The organism is Streptomyces longhuiensis, assembly GCF_020616555.1.
GTDB lineage: Bacteria > Actinomycetota > Actinomycetes > Streptomycetales > Streptomycetaceae > Streptomyces > Streptomyces longhuiensis.
Genome location: NZ_CP085173.1, coordinates 5196088 through 5220032, shown reverse-complemented (window position 1 = coordinate 5220032; position 23945 = coordinate 5196088). Strand labels below are relative to the sequence as shown.

19 protein-coding genes are annotated in these 23945 nt (G+C 70.8%); 10 read left to right on the top strand and 9 right to left on the bottom strand.

The genetic code is table 11. The annotated features are described in order from the left end of the window. Positions 1-70: 70 nt before the first annotated feature. Positions 71-592 carry a DUF2617 family protein gene (locus LGI35_RS24120; RefSeq protein WP_227296375.1) on the bottom strand — a complete coding sequence of 174 codons (522 nt, stop codon included), beginning with the start codon at positions 590-592 and terminating at the stop codon, positions 71-73. 350 nt (positions 593-942) lie between these two features. Between LGI35_RS24120 and LGI35_RS24115 the strand changes: the two genes are divergently transcribed. From LGI35_RS24115 to fxsT, 5 genes are all read left to right on the top strand, one after another. Continuing rightward, complete coding sequence (locus LGI35_RS24115) at positions 943-1338, top strand: hypothetical protein (RefSeq protein WP_227296374.1); 396 nt, start codon at positions 943-945, stop codon at positions 1336-1338. Positions 1339-1404: 66 nt separating this feature from the next. Continuing rightward, positions 1405-2592 (top strand): pyridoxal phosphate-dependent aminotransferase, encoded by a 1188-nt coding sequence (locus LGI35_RS24110; RefSeq protein WP_227296372.1) that lies wholly within the window; start codon positions 1405-1407, stop codon positions 2590-2592. 218 nt (positions 2593-2810) lie between these two features. Then, positions 2811-4313 (top strand): VMAP-C domain-containing protein, encoded by a 1503-nt coding sequence (locus LGI35_RS24105; protein ID WP_227296370.1) that lies wholly within the window; start codon positions 2811-2813, stop codon positions 4311-4313. Between the two features lie 94 nt (positions 4314-4407). Continuing rightward, on the top strand, positions 4408-5523 hold the full coding sequence (locus LGI35_RS24100) for a MoxR family ATPase (protein WP_227296368.1): 1116 nt from the start codon (positions 4408-4410) through the stop codon (positions 5521-5523). Beyond that, positions 5520-9770 carry an FxSxx-COOH system tetratricopeptide repeat protein gene (fxsT, locus tag LGI35_RS24095; RefSeq protein ID WP_227296366.1) on the top strand — a complete coding sequence of 1417 codons (4251 nt, stop codon included), beginning with the start codon at positions 5520-5522 and terminating at the stop codon, positions 9768-9770. The genes LGI35_RS24100 and fxsT overlap by 4 nt, the downstream gene beginning before the upstream one ends. 48 nt (positions 9771-9818) lie before the next feature. Here fxsT and LGI35_RS24090 read toward each other — a convergent pair whose 3' ends face one another. Both LGI35_RS24090 and LGI35_RS24085 read right to left on the bottom strand, forming a co-directional pair. Continuing rightward, on the bottom strand, positions 9819-11720 hold the full coding sequence (locus tag LGI35_RS24090; protein WP_227296364.1) for an HEXXH motif domain-containing protein: 1902 nt from the start codon (positions 11718-11720) through the stop codon (positions 9819-9821). After that, positions 11714-12022, bottom strand: coding sequence for a hypothetical protein (locus LGI35_RS24085; RefSeq protein ID WP_227296362.1), 309 nt, complete (start codon positions 12020-12022; stop codon positions 11714-11716). Before LGI35_RS24085 ends, LGI35_RS24090 begins: the two co-directional genes overlap by 7 nt. A 405-nt stretch (positions 12023-12427) precedes the next feature. Between LGI35_RS24085 and LGI35_RS24080 the strand changes: the two genes are divergently transcribed. Beyond that, positions 12428-13639, top strand: coding sequence for a hypothetical protein (locus tag LGI35_RS24080; RefSeq protein ID WP_376219946.1), 1212 nt, complete (start codon positions 12428-12430; stop codon positions 13637-13639). Between the two features lie 16 nt (positions 13640-13655). Here the strand turns inward: LGI35_RS24080 and LGI35_RS24075 are convergent, their stop codons facing one another. Further along, complete coding sequence (locus LGI35_RS24075; RefSeq protein WP_116511832.1) at positions 13656-14195, bottom strand: type III secretion system chaperone family protein; 540 nt, start codon at positions 14193-14195, stop codon at positions 13656-13658. Between the two features lie 192 nt (positions 14196-14387). Continuing rightward, positions 14388-17003, bottom strand: coding sequence for an ATP-dependent chaperone ClpB (gene clpB / locus LGI35_RS24070; protein WP_227296360.1), 2616 nt, complete (start codon positions 17001-17003; stop codon positions 14388-14390). A gap of 141 nt (positions 17004-17144) precedes the next feature. On the opposite strand from clpB, the gene LGI35_RS24065 reads away from it, so the two are divergent. After that, positions 17145-17573, top strand: a complete 429-nt coding sequence (locus LGI35_RS24065) for a pyridoxamine 5'-phosphate oxidase family protein (RefSeq protein WP_227296358.1) — start codon at positions 17145-17147, stop codon at positions 17571-17573. 100 nt (positions 17574-17673) lie between these two features. Here the strand turns inward: LGI35_RS24065 and LGI35_RS24060 are convergent, their stop codons facing one another. Then, a complete protein-coding gene (locus tag LGI35_RS24060) occupies positions 17674-18018 on the bottom strand; it encodes a Rieske (2Fe-2S) protein (protein WP_227296357.1) in 345 nt (114 codons plus the stop codon). A gap of 309 nt (positions 18019-18327) precedes the next feature. Between LGI35_RS24060 and LGI35_RS24055 the strand changes: the two genes are divergently transcribed. From LGI35_RS24055 to LGI35_RS46155, 3 genes are all read left to right on the top strand, one after another. Further along, positions 18328-19311 (top strand): helix-turn-helix domain-containing protein, encoded by a 984-nt coding sequence (locus LGI35_RS24055; RefSeq protein ID WP_227296355.1) that lies wholly within the window; start codon positions 18328-18330, stop codon positions 19309-19311. Between the two features lie 23 nt (positions 19312-19334). Then, positions 19335-20312 carry a helix-turn-helix transcriptional regulator gene (locus tag LGI35_RS24050; RefSeq protein WP_227296353.1) on the top strand — a complete coding sequence of 326 codons (978 nt, stop codon included), beginning with the start codon at positions 19335-19337 and terminating at the stop codon, positions 20310-20312. Positions 20313-20505: 193 nt separating this feature from the next. Continuing rightward, positions 20506-20631 (top strand): hypothetical protein, encoded by a 126-nt coding sequence (locus LGI35_RS46155; protein ID WP_264484685.1) that lies wholly within the window; start codon positions 20506-20508, stop codon positions 20629-20631. A gap of 142 nt (positions 20632-20773) precedes the next feature. Here LGI35_RS46155 and LGI35_RS24045 read toward each other — a convergent pair whose 3' ends face one another. The 3 genes from LGI35_RS24045 to dnaJ all read right to left on the bottom strand — a co-directional run bounded on the left by LGI35_RS24045 (position 20774) and on the right by dnaJ (position 23941). Continuing rightward, positions 20774-21901 carry a sugar ABC transporter substrate-binding protein gene (locus LGI35_RS24045; RefSeq protein WP_227296351.1) on the bottom strand — a complete coding sequence of 376 codons (1128 nt, stop codon included), beginning with the start codon at positions 21899-21901 and terminating at the stop codon, positions 20774-20776. A 380-nt stretch (positions 21902-22281) separates the two neighbouring features. After that, a complete protein-coding gene (locus LGI35_RS24040; protein ID WP_116511846.1) occupies positions 22282-22746 on the bottom strand; it encodes a heat shock protein transcriptional repressor HspR in 465 nt (154 codons plus the stop codon). 4 nt (positions 22747-22750) lie between these two features. Beyond that, positions 22751-23941, bottom strand: a complete 1191-nt coding sequence (gene dnaJ / locus LGI35_RS24035; protein ID WP_227296343.1) for a molecular chaperone DnaJ — start codon at positions 23939-23941, stop codon at positions 22751-22753. Positions 23942-23945 lie beyond the last annotated feature (4 nt).

The following is a 23945-nucleotide window of genomic DNA, read 5'->3' as shown; positions in this document are numbered from 1 at the left end:
GCGCAACTCCGTCCAGTCACCCACACGTGTGGAAGTGGGCCCGTTCGCGCATGGATTGCCGCCCATGGCGTCACAGCATCGCGGCCGGGGTCCGCACGCCCACCCGGGTCCGGGTGACGACGAGTTGACCCTCCTGTGGATAGGCGTGCCAGGTGCGCCAGCGCACCTGGCCCTCCTGCCGGTGGGCGAGCAGTGCGGTGAAGGCGTGCGGACTGCCGGGGAACACCCCTGCGAGACCGTTGGGGTGATCGGACACCAGCGCGATGAGTTCCTGTGCGCGGCCCGCGAACGAGCCCTCGGAGAGGGTCTCGACATGTGCCGCGAATTCGTACTCCCAGTCGCCGACGCGCTTGGCGACGCCGAGCGGCAGCGGGGTGCTGCTGCCCGGGATACAGGCGACGGTCTCGGAGCAGCTGCCCTGGTCCTCCTCCAGAAGTACCTGGTGAGAGGCGCCGAGGAGCCTCAACTGGAGCTTGGCTCCGGCGAGTTCGAGATCGAGCGTGGCGAGCGCGGGAAGTGGTTCGCGGCCGAGAGCCCAGGCCAGGTGTTCCGCGCGCGTGTCGGTGTAGGCGGTGTTCAGGGTCGTGAGCATGGGTCGGCTCCGCTAACACGCAAAAGGAGGTGAGGCCGGCGCTGAGGGGGGAGGGCCGGCACGTGCCCACGAGAACGTACGAGGGCCGCTTTGACGGTTTAGAGGGAATCATGAACGGTGGCACCGCCACAGCGTTTTTACCCAACTTCGCCGGGTTTCCATCCCCTCCGGGGACCCCACAGCTCAACTGTTCAACTTCTCCGGGCAACTTGCGTACGATTCCCGCGCGACGGACCATTCCAGGCGCATATGGCGCCCTGACCGTCACGCGTCTCTCCCGCAGTCCCCCGCATACGTACGGCCCACGCGGACCGGCTGCCCCGTGTCAGCCGCCTCCCTGTGGGCCGTACGTGTCCCGGTGGCGCGGTCAGCTTCCGCCGCCGCACCCGCCTCCGCCGCCGCAGGAGGACCCGCCTCCGCAGGAGCTCCCGCCCCCGCACGAGGATCCGCCGCCGCAGGAGTGCCCGTGGTGTCCGCCGGAGCTGCCGGAGCTGCCGGACGAGCAGGAGTACCCGCTCGCCGCGCCACCGCCGCCGGCCCACCAGCTGCTGCTGGAACCGCGCGACCGGCGGCTGCCCGACCGGCCCTTGCTCAGTGACGTCTTCCCGCTCCGCGTCCTGCCCGAGCCGCCCGCGGACGACACGGCCACGACGATGCCCACGATCACAAGTCCAAAGATGATGGCTCCGATGATCACGGCCCTCACCTTCCTCTCATTCCCCCGAGAACGCCCCCGTCGGGCGTGACTCGGGGATTCCCGGGCCCGCGCCCCGCCAAAGCAGAGTTGAGGAACTCCAGAGGTTCGGCGCAGGATGGCGGCCATGACCTCCAGCGCGCGCCCCCTGCTCAACCGCCGTCTCGCCGAGTTCGGGACCACGATCTTCGCGGAGATGTCCGCGCTGGCCACGGCGACCGGCTCGATCAACCTCGGCCAGGGCTTCCCCGACACGGACGGCCCCGAGGAGATCCGCGAGGCGGCCGTACGGGCGCTGCGCGACGGCCGCGGCAACCAGTACCCGCCGGGCCCCGGCGTCCCCGAGCTGCGCACCGCGATCGCCGCCCACCAGGAGCACCGCTACGGCCTGTCGTTCGACCCGGACCACGAGGTCCTCGTCACGGCCGGCGCCACCGAGGCCATCGCCGCCTCGCTGCTCGCCCTGGTCGAACCCGGCGACGAGGTCGTCGCGCTGGAGCCGTACTACGACTCGTACGCGGCGAGCATCGCGCTGGCGGGCGGCACCCGCGTCCCCGTCACCCTGCGCCCCGACAACGGCGCCTTCCGGCTCGACCTGGACGAGCTGCGCGCCGCGGTCACCGACCGCACCCGCCTCCTGCTGATCAACACCCCGCACAACCCGACCGGCACCGTGCTCACGCGCGAGGAACTCACCGCGATCGCGGCCCTCGCCGTCGAGCGCGACCTCCTGGTGATCACGGACGAGGTGTACGAGCACCTGACGTTCGGCGACGCCGGGCACATCCCGCTCGCCACGCTCCCCGGCATGCGCGAGCGCACGGTGACCATCGGGTCCGCCGGCAAGACCTTCTCGTTCACGGGCTGGAAGGTCGGCTGGGTGACCGCCTCGCCCGAGCTGGTCACCGCGGTCCGCTCGGCCAAGCAGTTCCTCACCTACGTCGCGTCCGGCCCCTTCCAGTACGCGGTCGCCGAGGCGCTCGCCCTGCCCGACTCGTACTACGACGCCTTCCGCGCCGACATGAGCGCCAAGCGCGACCTCCTCGCGGACGGTCTCGCGGCGGCCGGCTTCGAGGTGTTCCGGCCCGCGGGCACGTACTTCGTCACCACCGACATCCGCCCGCTCGGCGAGAGCGACGGCTTCGCGTTCTGCCGCGCGCTGCCCGAACGCGCGGGCGTCGTCGCCATCCCGAACGCGGTGTTCTACGACCACCGCGAGGCGGGCGCCCCCTTCGTACGGTTCGCGTTCTGCAAGCGGATCCCGGTGCTCGAAGAGGCGGTCGACCGCCTCAAGAAGCTCGCCTGAGACCCGGATCCCGAGCGGTACCCCGATGAACGCGTGATCCAAATGGGACGGTTGCGACCGTACCCACACGCGGTTCTTCGTCATACCCTTGCTGGCTCGGGCAGCGACAGTACGACCGCTGCCGCGGGACGCGTGAGGGGGACACGTGGAAGTGGCTCGACCTACTGCGGACATGTATCCGGCGGGTGCCACCCGGTGGCGCGAGCGCCGAGACGGCCATGCCTGAGCGCCCGTCCCCGTACCCGGCCTTTCCCGCGAGCGAGGAGCAGCTCGTGGAGGCGCTGATGCGGGTGTCCGTCATGGAGGACCGGCGCAGCCGCCGGATGTGCGTGGACCGGGCGCTGCACCGGCTCGGACAGCGCCTGCTCGTAGCCGAGTTCGGCGACAAGAAGCCGCACATCGTCGAAATGGTGCGGGTGTTCGGCGCGGTGCCCCAGGGCTGGCTGCGGCTCGTGGAGGCCGTCCGGTATCTGGCGGACGACGATCTGGCCTCGCTCCAGGCGTCCGCCCTCGTGGAGTCGCCGCTGCCGCCGGCCGGTGACCCGGCGCAGCGGGCCGCGCTCGACCCGCTCCTGAGCGGCCTGGACCGCGACTCCGTGCCGGACCTCGCCGATCTGTTCCGCCATGTGGCCGGGGACAGCTTCGGGCCGCTGCCGAGGACGACCCGCACGGCACGCGAGGCGTACGAACTCCTGGAGCAGTGCAACGTTCCCTCGGACGGGATACCGAGGAGCGTGCGCTTCCTGCACGAACTGGCCTATCTGGTCGGCCCGGAGCGCGGCGACCCGCTCAGGGTCTGGCTCAGCCGCCACATCCGCTCCCTCGCCGACGCGGGAACCGAGGGCCAGCGCATGCTCGACGCCGTCCGCTCCTCCACCGGCAGCTGGCGAAGAGACCCCGGCCGTGAAGCCTTCCTGGTGATCCGGCTCCAGCCGTTGACCGAGTCACCCGACCGTGTCGCACTCACCTGCTGGACGAGTACCGGCAACGCGTGGGAGCCGCGCCAGCGGGACGACCGGGAGCTGCGCCTGACGGAGGTGCCCGACTGGGTCGCCACCCTCGTCGACCGGGAGGAAGAGCGGCTGCGCAACCACCACGGCGGCATCGTCGTGGAGTTCATCCTCTCCCTGGCGATGGCCAACACACCGGTGGAGGACTGGACCCGCCCGACCCCCTTCGGGGCACGCCAGCCCGGCCTCGGCAGGTCGGCCCCGTTCCGCCCTCCGCTGGGCATGGACTACAAGGTCGTCATACGCAGCCTGGAGCGGATGGAGGCACGCCAGGTCCACCGGGTGTGGAACGCGCGCTGGGAGGTGCTGAGGAGCGGGGGCGCGGGACGCGTGCACCGGTGCGAAACCGGCGCCGGGTCCCAACAGCAGGCGCTCTACGCCAAGTTGAAGCACAATCAGGCCATTGTGTTGATGACTCTGGGGTCGTCGCCCGACTCGGAACACGGGCTCAGCGAGCTGACGCTCGGCCTCCAGGCGGGCCTGCCGGTGCTGCTCTGGGCTCACCAGGGACCCCTCGACGACACCGAGCACGCGGAACTCCACAGGCTCGCCGAAACGGGTGCCTGGGACGACTTGTTGGAGACGGTCACGCGCTTGCGCTTCTCTCCCGGAACACGCGACGATGGTCCGGAGGGTTCCATCGACTCTCGCATCGCTGTGCTGTGGGACGATCCGAGCCGCCTTCCCGAAGTACCGGAATCAGCGAGTTGAAGACTTCCAGCCCAACCAGGTGTTCGGGCTAGGGCGGTTGGGGAGTACGGACGTGCACCGACCGGGCACGAACCAGGGTGAGGGGGAACGGTCGATGGCCGACAGGGATCCGCACGTTCCGGCACAGACCGACGGCGCCGCGGCCGACCCCGGCGCATGGCGCATCTACCGAGGCACGGCGAGGCCACGCGGCAAGGAGCCTGTGTCCCGCGAGTTACCCCCGCCCCCGCCCTGGCGCCGCTTCACCGGCGCACCCCTGATCTCCGACCCGCCCCCGGGCGACGAGGACGAGTTCACCCGCCGCCTCGGCCCGCCGGACGGCCCCGTCGTCCGCAAGGCCTCCGAGCAGGAACTCGACCTCGTCAATGCCGCCCTGTTCCTGCGCAGGCCGCTGATCGTCGCGGGCCCTCCCGGCATCGGGAAGTCGAGCCTCGCCCACTGCATCAGCCGTGAACTCTCCCTCGGCCGCGTCCTGCGCTGGTCGATCACCAGCCGCAGCACCCTCAAAGAGGGCCTCTACGCCTACGACGCCATCGGCAGAGTGCAGGAAGCGGCCACCCGCGGCGCCCTGCGCGGCTCAGAACCCGGCGCCGCCGGCGATCCGGCCCCCGACCCGGACGGCCTGAACAACCTGGGCGACTACGTCCAACTGGGCCCGCTGGGAACGGCGTTGCTGCCCCGTAAGACCCCGCGCGTCCTGCTCGTCGACGAGTTCGACAAGTCCGACACGGACCTCGCGGGCGACCTGCTGAGCGTCTTCGAAGAGGGCGAGTTCCGCATCCCCGAGCTGGCCCGGGTGCGCTCCAGGCTCCCCGACGCCGAGGTGCACACGGACGACCCGGACGGCACGGCGGTCATCCACCACGGAGCGGTGCGCTGCGCCGCGTTCCCCGTCGTCGTGATCACGAGCAACGGCGAGCGCACGCTGCCGCCCGCGCTGCTGCGGCGCTGCCTCTACCTCGATCTCCCGGCGCCCGACGCGGGCCAGCTCGCGGCCATGCTGGCGGCGCAGCTCTCGCAGGACGACGAGGGGCGCACGGCGATGATCCGCGACTTCCTCAGCCACGCGAGGACCGGCGGCTCGCTCGCCGCGGACCAGCTCCTCAACTCGGAGTTCCTGCGCACCACGCCCGCGGGCCCCGACGAGGGGTCCATGAGCACGCTGTTGCACGCGCTGTGGCGACGGCTCGACGAGGTCGGCACTGGATGAACCGGTCGCCCTCCCACGGCGGCGTGGCGGGTGACGGTATCGGGCCGGGTGCCGCATCGCTGGCCGAGGCGTCCCCACAGCCGCACTGGTACGAGGCGGGCGAGGTCCTGTGGCTCGCCGCGCAGCGCTGGCTGCGGCTGAAGGACGCCCAGCGCGGCAGGCCACGGCCGGCCCCGCCGGTCGAGCTGCCCGAAGCGCCCGACGCCGAACGCCCGCGCCCCGAGGACCTGGACGCCTCCGTGCCGGAGCTCACGGAGGAACCCGTGGAGCAGCCCGCTCCGCCGACCGGGCCCTCGCCACAGGACCCGGATCCCGGCGGCCATGTGGATTCGCTCCTCATGAGCCTCGGGAACGGCTTCGCGCTCGACCGCTCGCGGGAGATCGAGAAGGCGCTGAGTCCGCTGAAGCGGCGCATCGCCTCCCGGAGCCAGGTCTTCGTGAACGAGGAGGCCACCGCCGAGCTGCACGCCGAGACCGGCATGTGGCTGCCCCAGCTGGAGCCGGGCCAGGAACGCTGGCTGACCGTGACGCTCCTGGTGGACTCGGGTGACTCGATGCGGCTGTGGTCGCACACCGCGCAGCGCCTCGCCGAGACCCTGCACTGCTCGGGCGCCTTCCGCGACGTACGGACCGTGCGCTGGCAGGAGGACGGCTGCGGCGGTGAGGTCACCGGCGGCACCGACGGCCGGCATCTGGTCCTCGTCCTCACCGATCTGCACGCCGACCACTGGGGCGACGGCAGCGCCCGGCGCAGGCTCGTCCGGTGGGCCCGCACGATGCCCGTCGCGATCGTCCATGTGCTGCCCGAGCACGTCTGGGCGAGGGCGGGCACACAGACCAGCAGCCTCCTGCTGACCAGCCCGCGCCCCGCCTCCCCCAACAGCACCTGGACCGCCGAGCCCGTGGGTCTGGTCATGCCCACCGCCGACCTCCCGGAGGCCGACGCGTCCGACGGGGTCCGGCTGCCCGTGGTGACGCTGACCCCCGAAGGGATCGGCGGCCTCGCCCGCTTCCTCGCGCACGACGGCAAGGGCGGCTACACCGTGCGCGTCCTGGACCGGACGCCCGGCGACGAGACCGCCGTAGCGCGCAGGCCCGCCGCCACGCTGCCCGCCGACGTCCAGGTCAAGACCGTACGGGCCCAGCTCTCCCCCACCGCCTACCACTTGGCCCGCCTCTCCGCGGCCGTCCCGCTCAACCTCGACGTGCTGCGCCTGCTCCAGGAGGGGCTGATCCCCGGGGCGCGGAACTGGCATGTGGCGGAGCTGCTCCTGAGCGGGCTGCTGCGGCGCGCGGAGAGCGGGCCGGAGGACACCCATGGGCCGGGCGTCGAGCTCGAGTTCGGCGACGGCGTGCGCCGGGAGCTGCTCTCGGACGGGACGCGCGGCGAGACGGCGCGCGCGCTCATGCTCGCCTTGGACCATTTGGCGGTCGCCGTACCGGCGTACGGGGAAGGCGTCGCCCTTCTGCGCGAGCCGGATCGCGCGCGGAGTATCTCCATGGAAGGTTTACGGCCATGGATTTCGTCTATTCTGCCCGCTTTCGCGGCCATGGCCGGGCCACATGCCACCGCCGCCAGAGAGCTTGAGGCACGCCTCGACGAACCTCCACCTCCGGTGGCCACACCCTCCGGAGAACCCAGTCAGTCAGGCGGTGGGGCCGAGCCCACCGCCCCGCCGGACACCGGCAACGAAGAAGGGGTCGAAGAAGTGAGCGGCTTGCAGTCCACCCAGGCCGGGGCAAGGGGTGACGCGCTGCAGAAGCCGCCCCCCGTCTGGGGCAACGTCCCGCCCCGCAACCGTGCCTTCACCGGCCGCGTCCAGCTCCTGGACGACCTGCACCGCAGGCTCCAGGAAGGAACCACGGCGGTACTCCCCGAGGCGCTCCAGGGCATGGGCGGCGTCGGGAAGTCCCAGCTCGCGGTCGAGTACGTGTACCGGCATCTGAACGAGTACCAGATCGTGTGGTGGATCCCCGCCGAACAGCCGCAGCAGATCCGGCAGTTCCTCGTCCAGCTGGCCAACCGACTCGGTCTGAACGTCGGCAGCGGCGAGGCGAACACAGCGGTGCCGGCCGTCATCGAGGCCCTGCGCGTCGGCGAACCGTTCAAGAACTGGCTCCTCATCTTCGACAACGCGGAGGACCCGGAATCCGTACGGGAGTTCTTCCCGACCAACGGCCCGGGCCGCATCCTCGTCACCTCTCGGAACTCGCAGTGGGCCTCGTCGGCGCGTCCCCTGGAGGTCGACGTGTTCACCCGCGAGGAAAGCCGTTCGCTGCTCCAGATGAGAGCACCGAACCTGGACAACGCGACCGCGGACCGGCTCGCCGAGACCCTGGGCGACCTGCCGCTCGGCATCGAGCAGGCCGCCGTATGGCTGGCCGAGACGGGCATGCCCGCGGACGAGTACCTGCGCATGTTCGAGCAGCAGGCCAACGAGCTGATGGTCAGCGACCCGCCGGTGGACTATCCGCTGTCCGTCGCCGCCGCCTGGAACGTGTCCCTGGACCGGCTCCGCAAGAACCACCCCGCGGCTCTTCAACTCCTCCAGATGTGCGCCTTCTTCGCGCCCGAGCCGATCTCCCGGCGCCTGCTCACCGGCGTCCGCGACGCCCCCGTGCCCCCGGAGCTCAGCGCGGCACTCAGTGACCCGATCCGGCTCGGCCGCGCCATCCGCGAGATCAACCGGTACGCCCTGGCACGCATCAACCACAACACCAACACCATCCAGCTGCACCGCCTGGTCCAGCGCGTCCTCATCAACCAGATGGCGGAGCCGCTGAAGTCGCAGATGCGCGCCGGCGCCCACCGGCTGCTCGCCAGGGACGACGCCGGTGAGCCCAACAAGTCCCACCGGTGGCAGCAGTACGGCGACCTGCTGCCGCACGTCCTCAACAGCAGGGCCGTCGAGTCGACGGACCCATGGGTGAGGCAACTCGTCCTGAACGAGATCCAGTACATGTACTACTGGGGCGACCACCAGGGCTCCCTCGACCTGGCCAGGGAGACGTACGCCACCTGGCGCGCGGCCGACGGGGACAACGCCGAGCACGTACTCGCCGCCGCCAAGTTCTTCACCGACGCGCTGCGCATCCTGGGACGCTACTCGGAGGCGTACGAACTCGATCAGCAGACGCTGGCCGGGATGACCGAGGTCCTCGGCCCCGAGCACGAGTCGACGATCGACATCACCAGCATGCTCGCCTGGGACCTGCGGCTGCGCGGCGACTTCCAGGCGGCGCTCGAACTCGACAAGCACGCCTTCGAGACCTGCGAGCGCCTCTTCGGGCCCAACGACCCGTCGACCCTCCTCAGCGCCCACCGGCACGCGCTGAACCTGCGCTTCATCGGGCACTTCCGGGCCGCGCTCGCGCTCGACCGCATGACGCACAGCCGCAAGGTCGCGGAGCTCGGCGAGAACGCGGCGTCGACGCTGGGGACGATGGCGTCGGTGACGTTCGACCTCCAGGAGGCGGGCGAGTACCTGGCGGCCCGCGACCAGGCGCGGGACGTCGAGGAGCGCTTCCGCAACACCGTCGGCGACACCCACCCGAACACGATCTCCGCGATCCGGGTCCTGTCGGTGGCCGAACGACGCGCCGGCCAGCACGCCCTGGCCCTGGAGCTCTCGGGCCGGGCCCTCGTCATGTTTCGCACCCGATACGGCGACATGTACCCGCAGACGGTGAACGCGCTGGCCTCACACGCCATCGACGTACGGCACAGCGGCGACCTCACCCGGGCACTCGAACTCGGGCAGGAGGGGTACGAGGGGTACGAGGCGCTGCTCGGCCCCCGGCACCCGCACTCCGTCGCGGGACGCGTCAACCACGCGATCTGTCTGCGCCTGGCCGGGCGGACCGAGGAGGCCCGCGCGAGCAACGTGGACTCGCGGCAGAAGCTGATCGAGCTGATCGGCGAGGACCACCCCAACACCCTTTCCTGCACCGCGAATCTCGCCGCCGATCTGTTCGAGCTCGGCGAGATGCAGGCGTCGGTGGAGCTCGCCACGAGCGCGCTCCACCTGTGCCGCACCAAGCTCGGCGAGGACCACCCCATCACCCTCGCCACGGCCCTCAACCTGTCGCTCGGGCTGCGACAGCTGCGGCGTGACGCCGAGGCGGACGAGCTGTACGCGGACACCGCCGAGCGCTACAGGCGCACCCTCGGCGAGGACCACCCGGCGACGACGGCGGCCGCGGACGGCAGGCCGGCGAACTGCGACATCGACCCGCTGCTGATGTGACGCCGGCCGTATCGATCTGACCCCGCCCGGGACCTGTCCGGGGCGGGGTCAGCGCTGTGGCACGTCCGTCGCGGGCCCTGTGGTGAGCCCGGGGATCCGCGCCGTCCAGCGGGCCAGTTCCAGCGGGTCGGGCGTCCGCGCGCCGCGGGCCCGCTCCTCCAGGGCGAGCGCCCGCACCAGCTCAGGACGGTGCAGCAGGGCCGCGGCGGGGGCGCCCTCGCCGGACGCCTCCAGGGCGAGACCGAGGCCGACCCAGGCCGGGCGGGTGCCGGGGGCGCATGTCAGGACGGCGCGGTAGCGATCCACCGCGCGCGCCGCGTTCGCCGGCCCGCCGCGCAGGAGGCACATGTCCGCTTCGAGGAGGTCGGGAGACCGTTCGACGCCGGAGAGCCGCGCAAGGGTGTCCGGGGTGAACGTTCCTGCGTCGGCGAGGTGCAACCGCCTCAGTTCACAACGGAGTTCCGGCAGCCGCGGCGGCGCGTCCGCGCGCAGCCGGGACGGCGGGGCGGTCGCCTCGTCTCCGGGACCGCCGCCGAGCCGACGGTCGATGAGCAGGCGGGTGGCGGCGGGGTCGGGCGCGAGGTTGTGGCTGCACCACGTGCCCCGCAGATCGGCGAGTTCGGCCTCCGCCAGGGCGAGGGCCTCGACCGGTACGTCGTCGTCGGCCCACGGGGCGGCCTGGCGCGCCATCCCGTCGACGAATCGGCGGCCCCACGGGGTGAGCCCGGGCTGGGCGGCCAGCGTGCGCAGGGCAATGGCCACCGCCTCGCGCCACACCGCGAACTCGAAGTGCGCGAGGACGGCACGGGGGCCGGTCAGGGCGTGCCGTTCGGCGCGCCAGAAGTCGGCGACGCCGGTGAACGCGTACGTGCCGTGCAGCAGGCCCCACGGAGGGCGCGGGTCGGTGCGCCACGGCGCGTAGAGCAGGGTGTCCGCGTGGGGTCCGCCCGTGGCCCGGTCGACGAGCTGGATCTGGTGGCTCAGACCGTTGAGCACGGAGTGCCGTGATTCGTGGACGAGCGTGACCGCGAAGTCGACGGCGTCGCGCGGCAGGGAGACCAGCGCGCTGCCGAACGCCTCGGCGTACGAGGCGCTGGAGGTACGGAAGCGGGGCATGCCCGGCAGGGGCACGAGCGAGCTCAGTACGAGCGGTACCGCGCGGGCCGCGTCCGGGTGCCGGGCCCCCAGTAGGCGCGCCGCGTCGTGCAGATGCCGCTGCCAGGTGTCCGACTCTCCGTCCGTGAGCGGGGCCGGGGGCAGCCAGGGGGACCGGAAGTCGCGGTAGGGGTCGGCATCGTCCAGGAGCACTCCGGGGCCCGGCTCGCGCGGGGTCCAGCCCAGCAGGCGCGCGGGGTGCCAGCCGGGGGCGGGCAGATGCGGCGCGGCGGGCAGTTCGAGAACGTGCGGGCCGAGCGTGACGCGGGCGGTGCCGCGCCCGTCCGTCTCCAGCGTGGCGACGTCGTGGCCGCCGGGAGCGTCGTCCAGTACGGCGTGCCCCACCGTCGGCAGGGTCACCCTGCCCGCGCGGGCGGGCAGGCGGACGCGCGCGGGAAGTCCCGCCCGCAGCGCGGCCGCCGCGGCGAGCGCGTGCGCGTAGCCCGCCTCACGCCACAACGAGGGTTCGTCGGGCCGGGGATCGGCTCCGCCCCGCAGGCGCCCCAGTAGGCGGACCGCCCAGACGCCGACCGGCGGGTGCCCGAGCACACCCGCCACGGCCCGCGGATCGAGGGCCTCCGCGCGGGCCAGCAGCTCGAAGGCGTGCGCCAGCGGGGGCAGGGGCCCTTCGCCCTCGCCCGTCCCGCGATCCGCCTCCGCGGCGGCCAGGGCCCGCAGCATGAGCATGCGGCGGCTGCGTTCCGCCGCCGCGACACGGGTCCCGGTGGGTTCGCTGATGCGGCCGGCGGCGATGGCCTCCAGGTCGGCGACCGGCACGTGGTGCCGTGTCAGCACGGCAGGGCAGGCCGGTCGGGTGCGTCGGGTCCGTCGCATGGGGATGCCGGGCCGGACCGCACGGGCGGCCCGTGTTCGTGCCGTGGCTCCTGAGGCGCCGTGCCGCTGTGCCGTCTCGCACTGAGGTAGGGGTTGTCCTGACCTCCGCCCACGACCTGCCCGACGGCGTCCTCCGTCAGATGTTCGAGCAGCGCGTTCTGCGCCTCCGCCACCAGCGGGTCCCTCAGTGCCATGGCCTCCTGGAGGCCCCAACGGCTGAGATCGACAAGTCCGGTCTCGATGTCAGTCGTAGAAGTCCTCACGTCAAACTTCCCCCTGTCGGCTCCCGCTCGCGGCCCCGCGGCGCAGACCCACCTCCTTCCCATAGTGGCCCGTGGTCAGCCGCGCCGAAAGGGGCTCCGGTGGCCATCAAGGCTTGAATTGTTCGATTCATGGCCGGGGCAGGCGGCATCCGGTGCCGCGACACGCAGTTGACCGGCCACTCAACTGGGGTGTCCCGTGGGGCAATTGATGCGTTCTGAAGACGCGTGTTCCCGCCCCGGTCGCGGACACGGTTCCCCTCTCGTTCCCGGGACAAGGTTCCTGACGGTCCGACATGGACTTCCCGGCGCCTCTTGTCACGCAGCCGCGCCGACCGTCCCCCGTTCACACCCGTGCGGACCCTCCCGGCTCGCGCGCCCCGCGAGGTGCCAGCAGGGTGCGGAGATGTGACCCAGCAGCAACTCGGCCCGGCCTCCGCCACCGTCCCCGTCTCGGAGCCCGGCGCCGGACCACGTTCCCGCTCGGCCCGACTCAGGGCCGCCGCTCCCCTGCTCACCACACTCGCTCTGTTCGCCGCGGTCCGGCTCGCCGGTGTCGTCGCGATGGCGGTCGCCGCCCCGCTGACCGGAAAGAGTTCCGGCGCCCTGCTCGGCCGGTCCTGGGACTCGCTCTGGTACCTCAGGATCGCCGCGAACGGATACGGCCGCTCCGTCCACTACAAACCCGGCATCATCTTCAACGACCTCGCGTTCTTCCCGCTCTATCCCGGCCTGGTCCGCGCGGTGGGGACCGTGCTCCCGCTCAGCGGCGGCGCCACGGGGATGCTCATCGCCTGGACCGCGTCCCTGGCCGCGGCGGCCGGGATCTACGCGATCGGGGTGCGCCTGCACTCGCGGCCCGTCGCCGTCTTCCTGGTCCTGCTGTGGGGGCTGCTGCCGCACTCCGTGATCCTCACGATGGCGTACACCGAGCCGCTGCTCACCGCCTTCGCCGCCTGGTCCCTGTACGCGGTGCTGACCGGCCGGTGGATCTGGGCGGGCACGCTCGCCTCGCTGGCCGGGGTGTCCCGCCCCAACGGCTTCGCGGTCGCCGCCGCGGTCCTCGTCACGGCGGCGTACGAGGTGATCCACAAGCGCGGCAGAAACGTTTCCCACAGGCTGTGGACAGGCGCCGCGATCGCCCCGCTCGGCTGGACCGGCTACGTCCTGTGGGTCGGCGTCCAAAAAGGCGACCCACTCGGCGGCTACTTCGCCGTGCAGCGGGACTGGGGCTCGCGCTTCGACTACGGCGTCGGCGCGCTGCGCGTCGTACGGCATCTGCTGCTCCGGGGCGACCGCTTCGTCTACCCCGTGACGCTCGTGATCGTCGCCGCCGCGGTGCTGCTGTTCGCGCTGCTCATCGCCGAGCGGGCCGCCCCGCTGCCGCTCATCGTCTACAGCGGCGTACTCCTGCTCATCGCGCTCGGCGGCGCCGGCTTCTTCCCGTCCAAGCCGCGCTTCCTGCTGCCCGCGTTCCCGCTGCTGCTGCCGCTGGCCCTCGCGCTGGCGCGAACGGCGAAAGCCCGGCCACGCAGCGCCCTTCTGGTGACGGGCGCCCTGGCCGGGCTCTCACTTGCCTACGGGACGTATCTGGTCGCGTTCGCGCACAGGCCCCTGTGATCGGTCGCCGACGTGCCTACTCGTCGTCGGACGGCTTCTCGTCGTCGGCGGCGGAGTCCACGGCCTGCTCCAGGCCGAGCTGCTCGACCAGCCAGCGGTCGAACTCGATGGCGGCGCGCACCCAGCTGACCGTCGACGACACGAAGTGCTCCAGGCTGACACCCGTGCCGATGAGCATCTGCGCCTCACCGATGAGGCGGACCGTGCCGTCGTCGTGGGTGTGGCTGTAGACCTTGGGCCACAGGGTGCGGCGGTTCCAGTCGTCGATGGTCTCGAGGAGCGCCGGCTTGGTCTCGAGGTCGTGCGGGCGGTCGTAGAACGTCCGCACCGAGAAGACCTGCTGGTCGTCCTCGCCGCGGAACATGAAGTACGTGCGGAACTCCTCCCACGGAGCCGCGAGGTCACCCTCTTCGTCGAGGACGTACTTGAGCTCCATCTGCTCGAGGAGCTGCTTGACGAGGTCCTGGTCGGGGACGACGGGGCCCGCCGGTCCTGAGCCCTGCGGCTGCTGGGGCTGTCCCCCGAAATTCGGAATCGAGGACGGGTCGATGCTCACGTGCTTGGTCCCTTCGTACGGATTCCGCCATCCTCCCCCATGCCGGGTGCGAAGTGACAACCCCCAAGCGGTTGGATCGGACCGAGTTCCCGCCCGGCGTGACCGGATCACCCCCACAGAGCAGTGGTCCTGCCGCTCGTCTTCCCGAGCGGCAGGGCCACGACCCGGCGCGGCATCGGCGTTCGCCGCGCGTTACAGCGTCTTTCCGGTGGCCCGGCCCACGATCAGACCGTCGCCGAAAGCGTCCACGCGGACCGTGTCGCCGTCGGTGACCTCGCCGGACAGGATCTCCTTCGCGAGCCGGTCGCCGATCGCCGTCTGCACGAGGCGGCGCAGCGGCCGCGCGCCGTACGCGGGGTCGTTGCCCTCGTCGGCGAGCCAGGCCAGTGCGGCGTCGGAGACGTCCAGCGTGAGCCGCCGCTCGGCGAGCCGCTTCGCGAGCCGGCCGATCTGCAGCTTCGCGATCCGCTCCAGCTCCTCCCTGTTCAGCGCGGAGAAGACGACGAGGTCGTCGAGCCGGTTGAGGAACTCGGGCTTGAACGAAGCCCGTACGACCTCCAGGACCTGCTGCTTCTTCTGCTCCTCACTCGTCGTCGGCTCCACGAGGCTGTGTCCGCTCAAGAACTGACTGCCGAGGTTCGAGGTGAGCACGAGGATCGTGTTGCGGAAGTCGACCGTGCGGCCCTGGCCGTCCGTCAGGCGGCCGTCGTCGAGCACCTGGAGCAGGACGTCGAAGACCTCCGGGTGCGCCTTCTCGACCTCGTCGAGCAGGACGACGCTGTACGGGCGCCTGCGCACCGCCTCGGTGAGCTGACCGCCCTCCTCGTACCCGACGTAGCCGGGAGGGGCGCCGACGAGACGCGCCACGGAGTGCTTCTCGCCGTACTCGCTCATGTCGATGCGGATCATGGCCCGCTCGTCGTCGAACAGGAAGTCGGCGAGCGCCTTGGCCAGTTCGGTCTTGCCGACGCCGGTCGGGCCGAGGAACAGGAAGGATCCGGTCGGCCGGTCGGGGTCGGCGATCCCGGCCCGGGTGCGGCGCACGGCGTCGGACACCGCCCGTACGGCCTCGGTCTGCCCGATCAGGCGCTTGCCGAGCTCGTCCTCCATGCGCAGCAGCTTCTGCGTCTCGCCCTCCAGGAGCCGCCCGGCCGGGATACCGGTCCAGGCCGCCACCACGTCCGCGATGTCGTCCGGGCCGACCTCGTCCTTGACCATCGTGTCGGCCTTGGACGCCTCCTCCTCTTCCTCCGTGGCGGCCTCCAAGTCCCTCTCCAGGGTGGGGATCTCGCCGTAGAGGAGCTTGGAGGCGGTGTCGAAGTCGCCGTCGCGCTGGGCGCGCTCGGCCTGGCCGCGCAGCTCGTCGAGCTTCTCCTTCAGCTCACCGACGCGGTTGAGGGACTGCTTCTCCTTCTCCCAGCGGGCGGTGAGGCCGCGCAGCTCCTCCTCCTTGTCGGCGAGGTCGCGCCGCAGCTTCTCCAGGCGCTGCTTGCTGGCCGGATCCGTCTCCTTGGAGAGGGCCAGCTCCTCCATCTTCAGCCGGTCGACGGCGCGCTGGAGCTCGTCGATCTCGACGGGCGACGAGTCGATCTCCATGCGCAGCCGGGACGCGGCCTCGTCCACGAGGTCGATGGCCTTGTCCGGCAGGAAGCGGGAGGTGATGTACCGGTCGGAGAGCGACGCGGCGGCGACGAGCGCGCTGTCGGCGATCTGGACCTTGTGGTGGGCCTCGTACCGGCCCTTCAGACCGCGCAGGATCGCGATCGAGTCCTCGACGGTCGGCTCGGCGACCAGCACCTGCTGGAAGCGGCGCTCCAGGGCCGGGTCCTTCTCGATCCGCTCGCGGTACTCGTCGAGCGTGGTCGCGCCCACCATGCGCAGCTCGCCGCGCGCGAGCATCGGCTTCAGCATGTTGCCCGCGTCCATCGACGAGTCGCCGCCCGCGCCCGCCCCGACGACCGTGTGCAGCTCGTCGATGAACGTGATGACCTGCCCGTCGCTCTCCTTGATCTCGGAGAGGACGGTCTTGAGGCGCTCCTCGAACTCGCCGCGGTACTTCGCGCCGGCGACCATCGCGCCCAGGTCCAGCGAGACGAGCCGCTTGTCCTTGAGCGACTCCGGCACGTCCCCCTTCACGATGCGCTGGGCGAGCCCCTCGACGACGGCGGTCTTGCCGACGCCGGGCTCACCGATCAGGACGGGGTTGTTCTTCGTACGGCGGGACAGCACCTGCACCACACGCCGGATCTCCTGGTCGCGCCCGATGACGGGGTCGAGCCTGCCCTCGCGCGCGGCGGCGGTGAAATCGGTGCCGAACTTCTCCAGGGCCTTGTACTGGCCCTCGGGGTCGGGTGTGGTCACCCGGCGCCCTCCCCTGTTCTTCTCGAAGGCGGCGAGCAGCTTCTTGGCGCTCGCCCCCTGTTCCGTCAGTACGTCGGCGACAGTGCCGCCCTTCGCGGCGATGCCGATCAGCAGATGCTCGGTGGAGAGGTACTCGTCCCCGAGCTCCTTGGCACGCTGCGCCGCGTCGGCGATGACCGCCAGCAGGTCCCGGTTGGGTCCGGGCGGCGCGACGGTCGAACCGGTCACGCTGGGCAGCGCGCCGAGGACGCGCTCGGCCCCGGACCGCACGGCGGCCTGATCGGCCTCCACGGCCGTCAGCAGGTCCGTGATGTTCTCGTTGTCCTGACCCTCGAGGAGTGCCAGAAGCAGATGCGCCGGGGTCAGATCCGCGTGCCCTCCGGACACGGCCCGACTGGTGGCCGCGTTGATCGCGTCCCGGCTCCGGTTGGTCAGCTCGGCGTCCACGTGCGCACTCTCCTCCTGGCGTCCGACTCTCCAGCACACTGACCCTGAAAGCATACACAAAGTTGAGTCGATTCCACTCAAGGGTGCGAGCCGGGTATCCCGGGGCGGGATATGTCCTGGAACGGGGATATCTTCCGGAGCATGGCCAAGCGGAACGACCCCCTGAACCCCGACCCGACCTTTCTCGGCTTCTGGCGGGAACGGCACCTGTGCACGCTGACGACCCTGCGCCCCGACGGCACCCCGCACGTCGTGCCGGTCGGCGTCACGTACGACCCCGAGGCGGGTCTCGCGCGGGTGATCGCGAACAAGGCGAGCGCGAAGGTGTCGCACGTGCTCGCGGGGTCCGCGGCGGAGGAGGGCGGGGCCCGGGTCGCGGTCTGCCAGGTCGACGGCCGGCGCTGGGCGACCCTCGAAGGGCTCGCGGTGGTCCGCACGGAGCCGGACCGCGTCGCGGAGGCGGTACGCCGGTACGCGGAGCGCTACGAGCGCGTGCCCGCGCCGAACCCGAACCGGGTCGCCATCGAGATCACGCTGACGCGGGCGACGGGCAACGGGTCACCGTCGTGACGGCCGCACAAAGCTGCAGCGGCGCCACCGTGTTCAGGTCCACGGTGGCGCCGCTGCGGGGGGAAGCACCTGCGCGATCTACAACGACGGGGGAATCGCGTCAGGCACTGCGGGGGGTGGCTGAGGTGGTACGCGGAACTTCCGGTCCCGCCTCCCGGACCAGCTGGTGGTCACGCTGGTCGAGGTTGACGAAGACCATTCCGTATCTGACGGCGCACCGCACGGGCTGCGGGGCGCCCCGAGGGCGGCGAAGACACCGGTAGGCCCGGATCTCCTCGTCGTCGTACTCGTCCCGCACGACGACGATCGGCTCGCCGAACAGGGTGACCATCAACGAATCGCCGCGATGGGGAATCGCCGTGGCGAGGTCGATGAAATGCCACCCGGAACGGTAGGCGGTCGCCATCTCACGGCGAAATGTTCTGTCGTCGGGCGGAGTGGTCATGCGGCCGCGTCCACAGGAGCGACACTCCAGGAAAGATCCGGAGGCGCGATGTTCTTGCCGGCGGACGCGTGAGTGGCGGGTGTGCCACTCCAGGAGAGGTCCTGGGTGCTGAGCACACCGAAAGCCAAACCGGCGGAGAAGGCAACAGCCATCACCGAGCGAAGCATTTTCTTGCACATAGTGGGCTTCGTCCTCACTTCCATGGCTTCTCTCCCCCGACTCACTAGACGATGGCTCATTCGGCCATCCAAACACCACAGGATCGATGCATCATGTTCCTGCACGTTCAGGACCCTGGGGGGTGGATCTATGGCCACGAATGACACACATCGGACACATCCTCATGCCACGACTGAACTGTGCGACGAGGGCAGGCGGTTGTACGCCAGCGCTCTGCGTTCCGGACGCATCGCCCGAAGCGAAGTGACGGCCGCTCCCTGCCTGATGGATTTCGCCCTTCTCCACCCAGACCCGGATGACGCCGGCTGGCTCCGCCCGGTTCCGCCCGCCGCCGCCCTGGCACAGCGCCTCCACCCCATCGAACGGGAAATCCAGGAGCGGAGAAGCCTGGCGGTCGAACTGACCGATTACTTCGAGCCATTCATGGCCATCAGTGCGCAGGATCTGCCCACCACGCACGCCGTCACCGTGCTCGAAGGAATCAACAGGATCAATTCGGCCATCGAACTCGCCATCGCCGAGTGCCAGTCCGAGATCCTCACGGTCCAGCCCGGCGGCGGGCGCAGCGAGCACTCCCTGACGGAGGCACTCGAGCGGGGCCAGGCGGTCATCGCGCGCGGCATCACCATGCGCACGCTCTACCAGCACACGGCCCGGCACAGCCAGGGAACTCTCGTGTACGCCGAGCACATGGCCAAGGGCAACGTGGAGATACGCACCCTCGAGGAACTCATAGAACGGCTGATGGTCTTCGACCGGACCGTGGCGTTCATACCGGTCCCCGGAGACCATCCGGTCGCCCTGGAACTGCGCCATCCCGGCCTCGTCGAATACCTGGCCAAGGTCTTCGAGCAACTGTGGCGCCGCGCGGTCCCCCTCCTGGAGGAGACCCCCTACGCGCCCCCGACCGACGGCATCACCGGGGTCCAGCGGTCGATCGCCAAGCTGCTGATCGAAGGCCACGTGGACGAGGCCATCGCCCGCCGCCTGGGCATGAACGTACGCACCTGCAGAGCCCACATCGCCAAGCTCGCGGCCGCGCTGGGCAGCGGAAGCCGCGCGCAACTCGGCTTTCTGATAGCGCAGTCGGGAATCCTCGACCAGGATCACTGAATGTCGACCGAGGAGAGCCACACGTGACCGCCGAGGCCCACACTCACGGAGCCGAGGAGTTGTGCGCCGCCGGTACGGCGCTCTACTCCCGGGCCCTGCGCGAGGGCCGCGTGAAGGACGAGGACGCCGCGGCCGTGCCGTGCCTCATCGACTTCGGGCTGCTGCGCGCGGATCCGGACGACTCCCGGTGGCAGCGCCCCGTGCCGCCCTCCGTGGCCCTGCCGGGACTGCTGGGGGGCATCGAGGACGAGATCGCGCACCAGCGGCACCGGGAGGCGAAACTGGCCAAGGCGTTCGCACCGCTCATGGCGCTCGACGCCGAGCGGGCGTCCTTTCAGAACTCACCGATGATCCATGTGCTGTTGGGGTTCCAGCGGATCAACGACGCCATCGGCGAGGCCAGCGCGGTCGCCACCCAGGAGCTCCTCACCATCCAGCCCGGGGGCGGGCGCCCTCCCGCCGGGCTTGCCGCGGCCCGCCCGATCGAGCAGGAACTGCTCGCCAGGGGATGCCGGATGCGCACCCTCTACCAGCACACCTCGCGGCATTCCCCCGCCGTGCTGGCCCACTACGAACAGCTGCGCGGCGACGTGGCGGTCCGCACCCTCGACGAGGTCACCGAGCGCCTCGTCCTGCTCGACCGGACCGTCGCGTTCATCCCGGCCAACACGGACCGCACCGTGGCCCTGGAGATACGCCACCCCGCCCTCATCTCCTACCTCGTGACGACGTTCGAGCGGCTGTGGCGGCTGGCCACGCCGATGTTCCCCGTAGCCGCGCAGCAGCCCCCGGCGAAGGACGGCGTCACCTCCCGCCAGCTCACCATCGCCGCCCTCCTCATCGAGGGCCACACGGACGCCGTCATCGCCGAACGCCTCGGCATGAACATCCGCACCGTCCGCGTCCACATCGCCAAGCTCGCCAGCACGCTCGGCAGCGACAGCCGGGCCCAACTGGGCTATCTCATCGGCCAGTCCGGGATGCTGGAACAGGACCGCTGACCTTCGCGAAAGAATCCGGCGGCCCGCGAACGTGCGAAGTGGATCTCCGTACAGCCAACCCCCACCCCCGCCGGCCCAACTCCCGTCCGCCCGCACCTCGGCACAGGGAGAAGACCAGGTCGCAGAACCCCGGAGGGCACGACCGTCACCGGCAAGCCCGCCGGCTGCGGCGAGGCAGGCCCCGGCCGTACACGTGCCGGGCGCCGATCCTGCTCTGGACACGTGCCGGACGCCGATCCTGCTCTGGGAGAAGGCCCGTTCGACGTTCGACTTCACGCTGCGCGTCGACCGCGTCGTCGACGGCGGCGCGAAGGGTTAGGTCGCGACGCGGCACGACAACCCGGATCTGCGCATCTCGGCCTTCGGCCCTCGCCCGGCCGACAACACGGCCGAGTTCACGATCTCCGGCAGCTGATCCGGCACGGCGCCCCGGGCCGAGGGGCGCCGTGCCGTCCGCCGGCCTACTTCAGCCCGATGCGCGCGCAGTCCGCCCTGTACTTCGCCGTGCAGATGTCCCCGACCTTGTAGATCCCGTCCTTGACCACCGTCGACTTGATGTTGCTCTGCGTCATCGGGACGACCTGGACCAGGAGCGACGGCACGTTCGGGGTCGTGGGGCTGTCGACGCGGTCCTTTGCGAGCGCGTTGAACTCGATGTCGCGCTGCTGCGCGAAGAGGACAGCCATCTGCGCGGCGGTGGAGGCCTCTTCGGGATACGGCTTGTAGACCGTCATGTACTGGTCGCCCGACACGATGCGCTGGACGGCGGCGAGTTCGGCGTCCTGGCCGGTCACCGGCGGGAGGTCGGTGACACCGGCGGCCTTGAGGGCGGTGATGATGCCGCCGGCCATGCCGTCGTTCGCGGAGTAGACACCGGCGATGTTCTGCGCGCCGACGGCCTGGATCGCGGCCGCCATGTTGGTCCGCGCGTTCTCCGGCTTCCAGTCCTTGGTGTCGTACGACTTCGAGATCGTCACCTGGTCCTTGAGCTCGGCCAGGGCGCCGTCCTTGTAGAGCGCGGCGTTCGGGTCGGTGACCGAGCCGTTCATCATGACGATCCGGCTGTTCTTGGACGCCTTGCTGCCCAGGGCCTTGAGAAGCGCCATGCCCTGCACATGGCCGACCTGGTCGCTGTCGAACGACACATAGCCGTCGACGGGGCCCTCGGCCAGGCGGTCGTAGGCGATGACGGGGATGCCCGCGTCCTTGGCCTTCTTGACCGATCCCGCGATGGACTTGGAGTCGACCGCGTCCAGGATCAGTACGTCGACCCGGTCGGCGATCATCTGGTCGACCTGTCTCTCCTGGCGCTTCGCGTTCTGTTCCGCGTTGGCGTAGAGGACCCGGCCCTTGCCGCCGGTGAGGTCCTCGACCTCCTTCTTGATGTGCGGATAGTCGAACTTCTCGTAGCGCGCGGTCTCCTTCTCCGGCAGGAGGACGCCGATCTTCAGGTCCTGGTTCTGCCGGGCGGACGCCTTGCCCGCGGAGTCGTTGTCCGGCTCGAGCCAGTTGCTCCCGCACCCGGTGAGGGCCACTGCCATGGCGGACGCCACGCCGACGAATGCGGCGCGCTTCGTACGCGGATTCACTTTCCATACCTCCCTGAAGTGACCGCGTCGTTGCGGCCGAGGTGGCTGGAAGCCAACTCGGCCTGAATCGCAGCGTCAAGAGGTGAATCCGTAACGACTCGTGATCGGGTCCGTGCGTTCCGGAGGTGAACTCGCCCGTACTCGGGGTAACTCCAGTAGCCGCACCAGTCCCGGCTCTCGCACCCCCGCCGCACCGGCCCACCCGGTGAGCAAACTCACTGTTCGAACACATGACCTCCGTGCCGTCTTCACCAGCTCTGACCAGCCCGTGCGCACCCGAAGACGCACGGGAGAGCGCATACGACGGCGCACACGAAAGGGGCCGGGAGGTTCTCACCTCCCGGCCCCTTTCACACCGGCTTCACACCCGCTTGTCCGCGCTACTCGGACGACCGCTTGGGCCGCCACACCACCAGCGCGCTCGTCTGCTGGACCTCCTGGTACGGGACCAGGTCCCGCCGGTAGGAGGCGTGCACGGCCGCCTCGCGCTGCTGCATCGCCGCCGCGGCGCCCTCGACCGCCGTCGAGAGTTCCGCGACCCGCTGCTGAAGCGCCGCGACCTGGTTCTCCAGTTCGATGATGCGCTTGATACCCGCGAGATTGATGCCCTCGTCCTGCGACAACTGCTGCACCTGGCGGAGCAGCTCGATGTCACGGGCCGAGTAGCGCCGGCCGCGGCCCGCCGTGCGGTCCGGGGAGACCAGGCCGAGACGGTCGTACTGGCGCAGGGTCTGCGGATGCAGCCCGCTGAGCTGGGCGGCCACCGAGATGACATAGACCGGAGTCTCGTCGGTCAGCTCATAGGCCCTGCCAACAAAGGAACTCTGTCGTCGACGGCCGTCCATACGCTCATGCTCCCTTCGCGGCCTGGAACAGTTCTGCCCGCGGATCGGTGTCCGCAGTCGCCTTTCGGTACGCCTCGAGGGCGTCCTTCGCGGTGTCGGTCAGATCCGTGGGGACCGAGACCTCCACCGTGACGAGCAGATCGCCACGCGTGCCGTCCTTGCGGACAGCGCCCTTGCCGCGGGCCCGCATCGTCCGCCCGTTCGGCGTGCCCGGGGGCAGCTTGAGCGTGACCGGGGGCCCGCCGAGCGTGGGGACCTTGACCTCGCCCCCGAGCGCGGCCTCCGGGTAGCTGACCGGGACCGTGACCGTGAGGTTGTCGCCCTTGCGGCCGAAGACCGGGTGGGAGTCCACGTGCACGACCACGTACAGGTCGCCCGCGGGGCCGCCGCGCTCGCCCGGTGCGCCCTTGCCGCGCAGCCGGATGCGCTGGTTGTCCGAGACGCCCGCCGGGATGCGGACCTGCATCGTCCGGGAGGACTTCGCACGGCCCGAGCCCTTGCAGACCTCACAGGGTGTCTCCGCGATCAGGCCGCGGCCCTTGCAGTCCACGCACGGGTCGGTCAGCGAGAAACCGCCGCCTCCGCCGCGCGAGACCTGGCCCGTGCCGACGCAGGTCGGGCACACGCGCGGTGTGCCGTTCTTGTCGCCGGTGCCGGAACAGGCCTTGCAGGGCGCCTGCGACGACATGCGCAGCGGCACCGTCGCCCCGTCGACCGCCTCGGTGAAACTGAGGGTGACCTCGGACTCGATGTCCTGGCCGCGGCGCGGCTGCGTGCGCGTGCCGGTGCCCGCGCCGCCCCGGTTGAACAGGCCGCCGAAGACGTCCCCGAGTCCGCCGCCGAACCCGCCGGCACCTCCTGCCGTACCGCCCTGGGGGTTGCCTCCGAAGAGGTCGCCCAGGTCGAAGTTGAAGGTGCCGCCGCCCGCCCCGCCCGGCCCCGGACGGAATCCGCCGTTGCCGAACAGGGCGCGCGCCTCGTCGTACTCCTTGCGCTTCTTGGGGTCACCGAGGACGTCGTTCGCCTCGGAGATCTCCTTGAAGCGCTCCTCCGCCTTGAGGTTGCCCTTGTTGGCGTCGGGGTGGTTCTCACGGGCGAGCTTGCGGTACGCCTTCTTGATCTCGGCGTCGGTGGCGTCCTTGGGGACGCCGAGGACCTTGTAGTAGTCCTTCTCGATGAAGTCCTTCGTGCTCATCCTC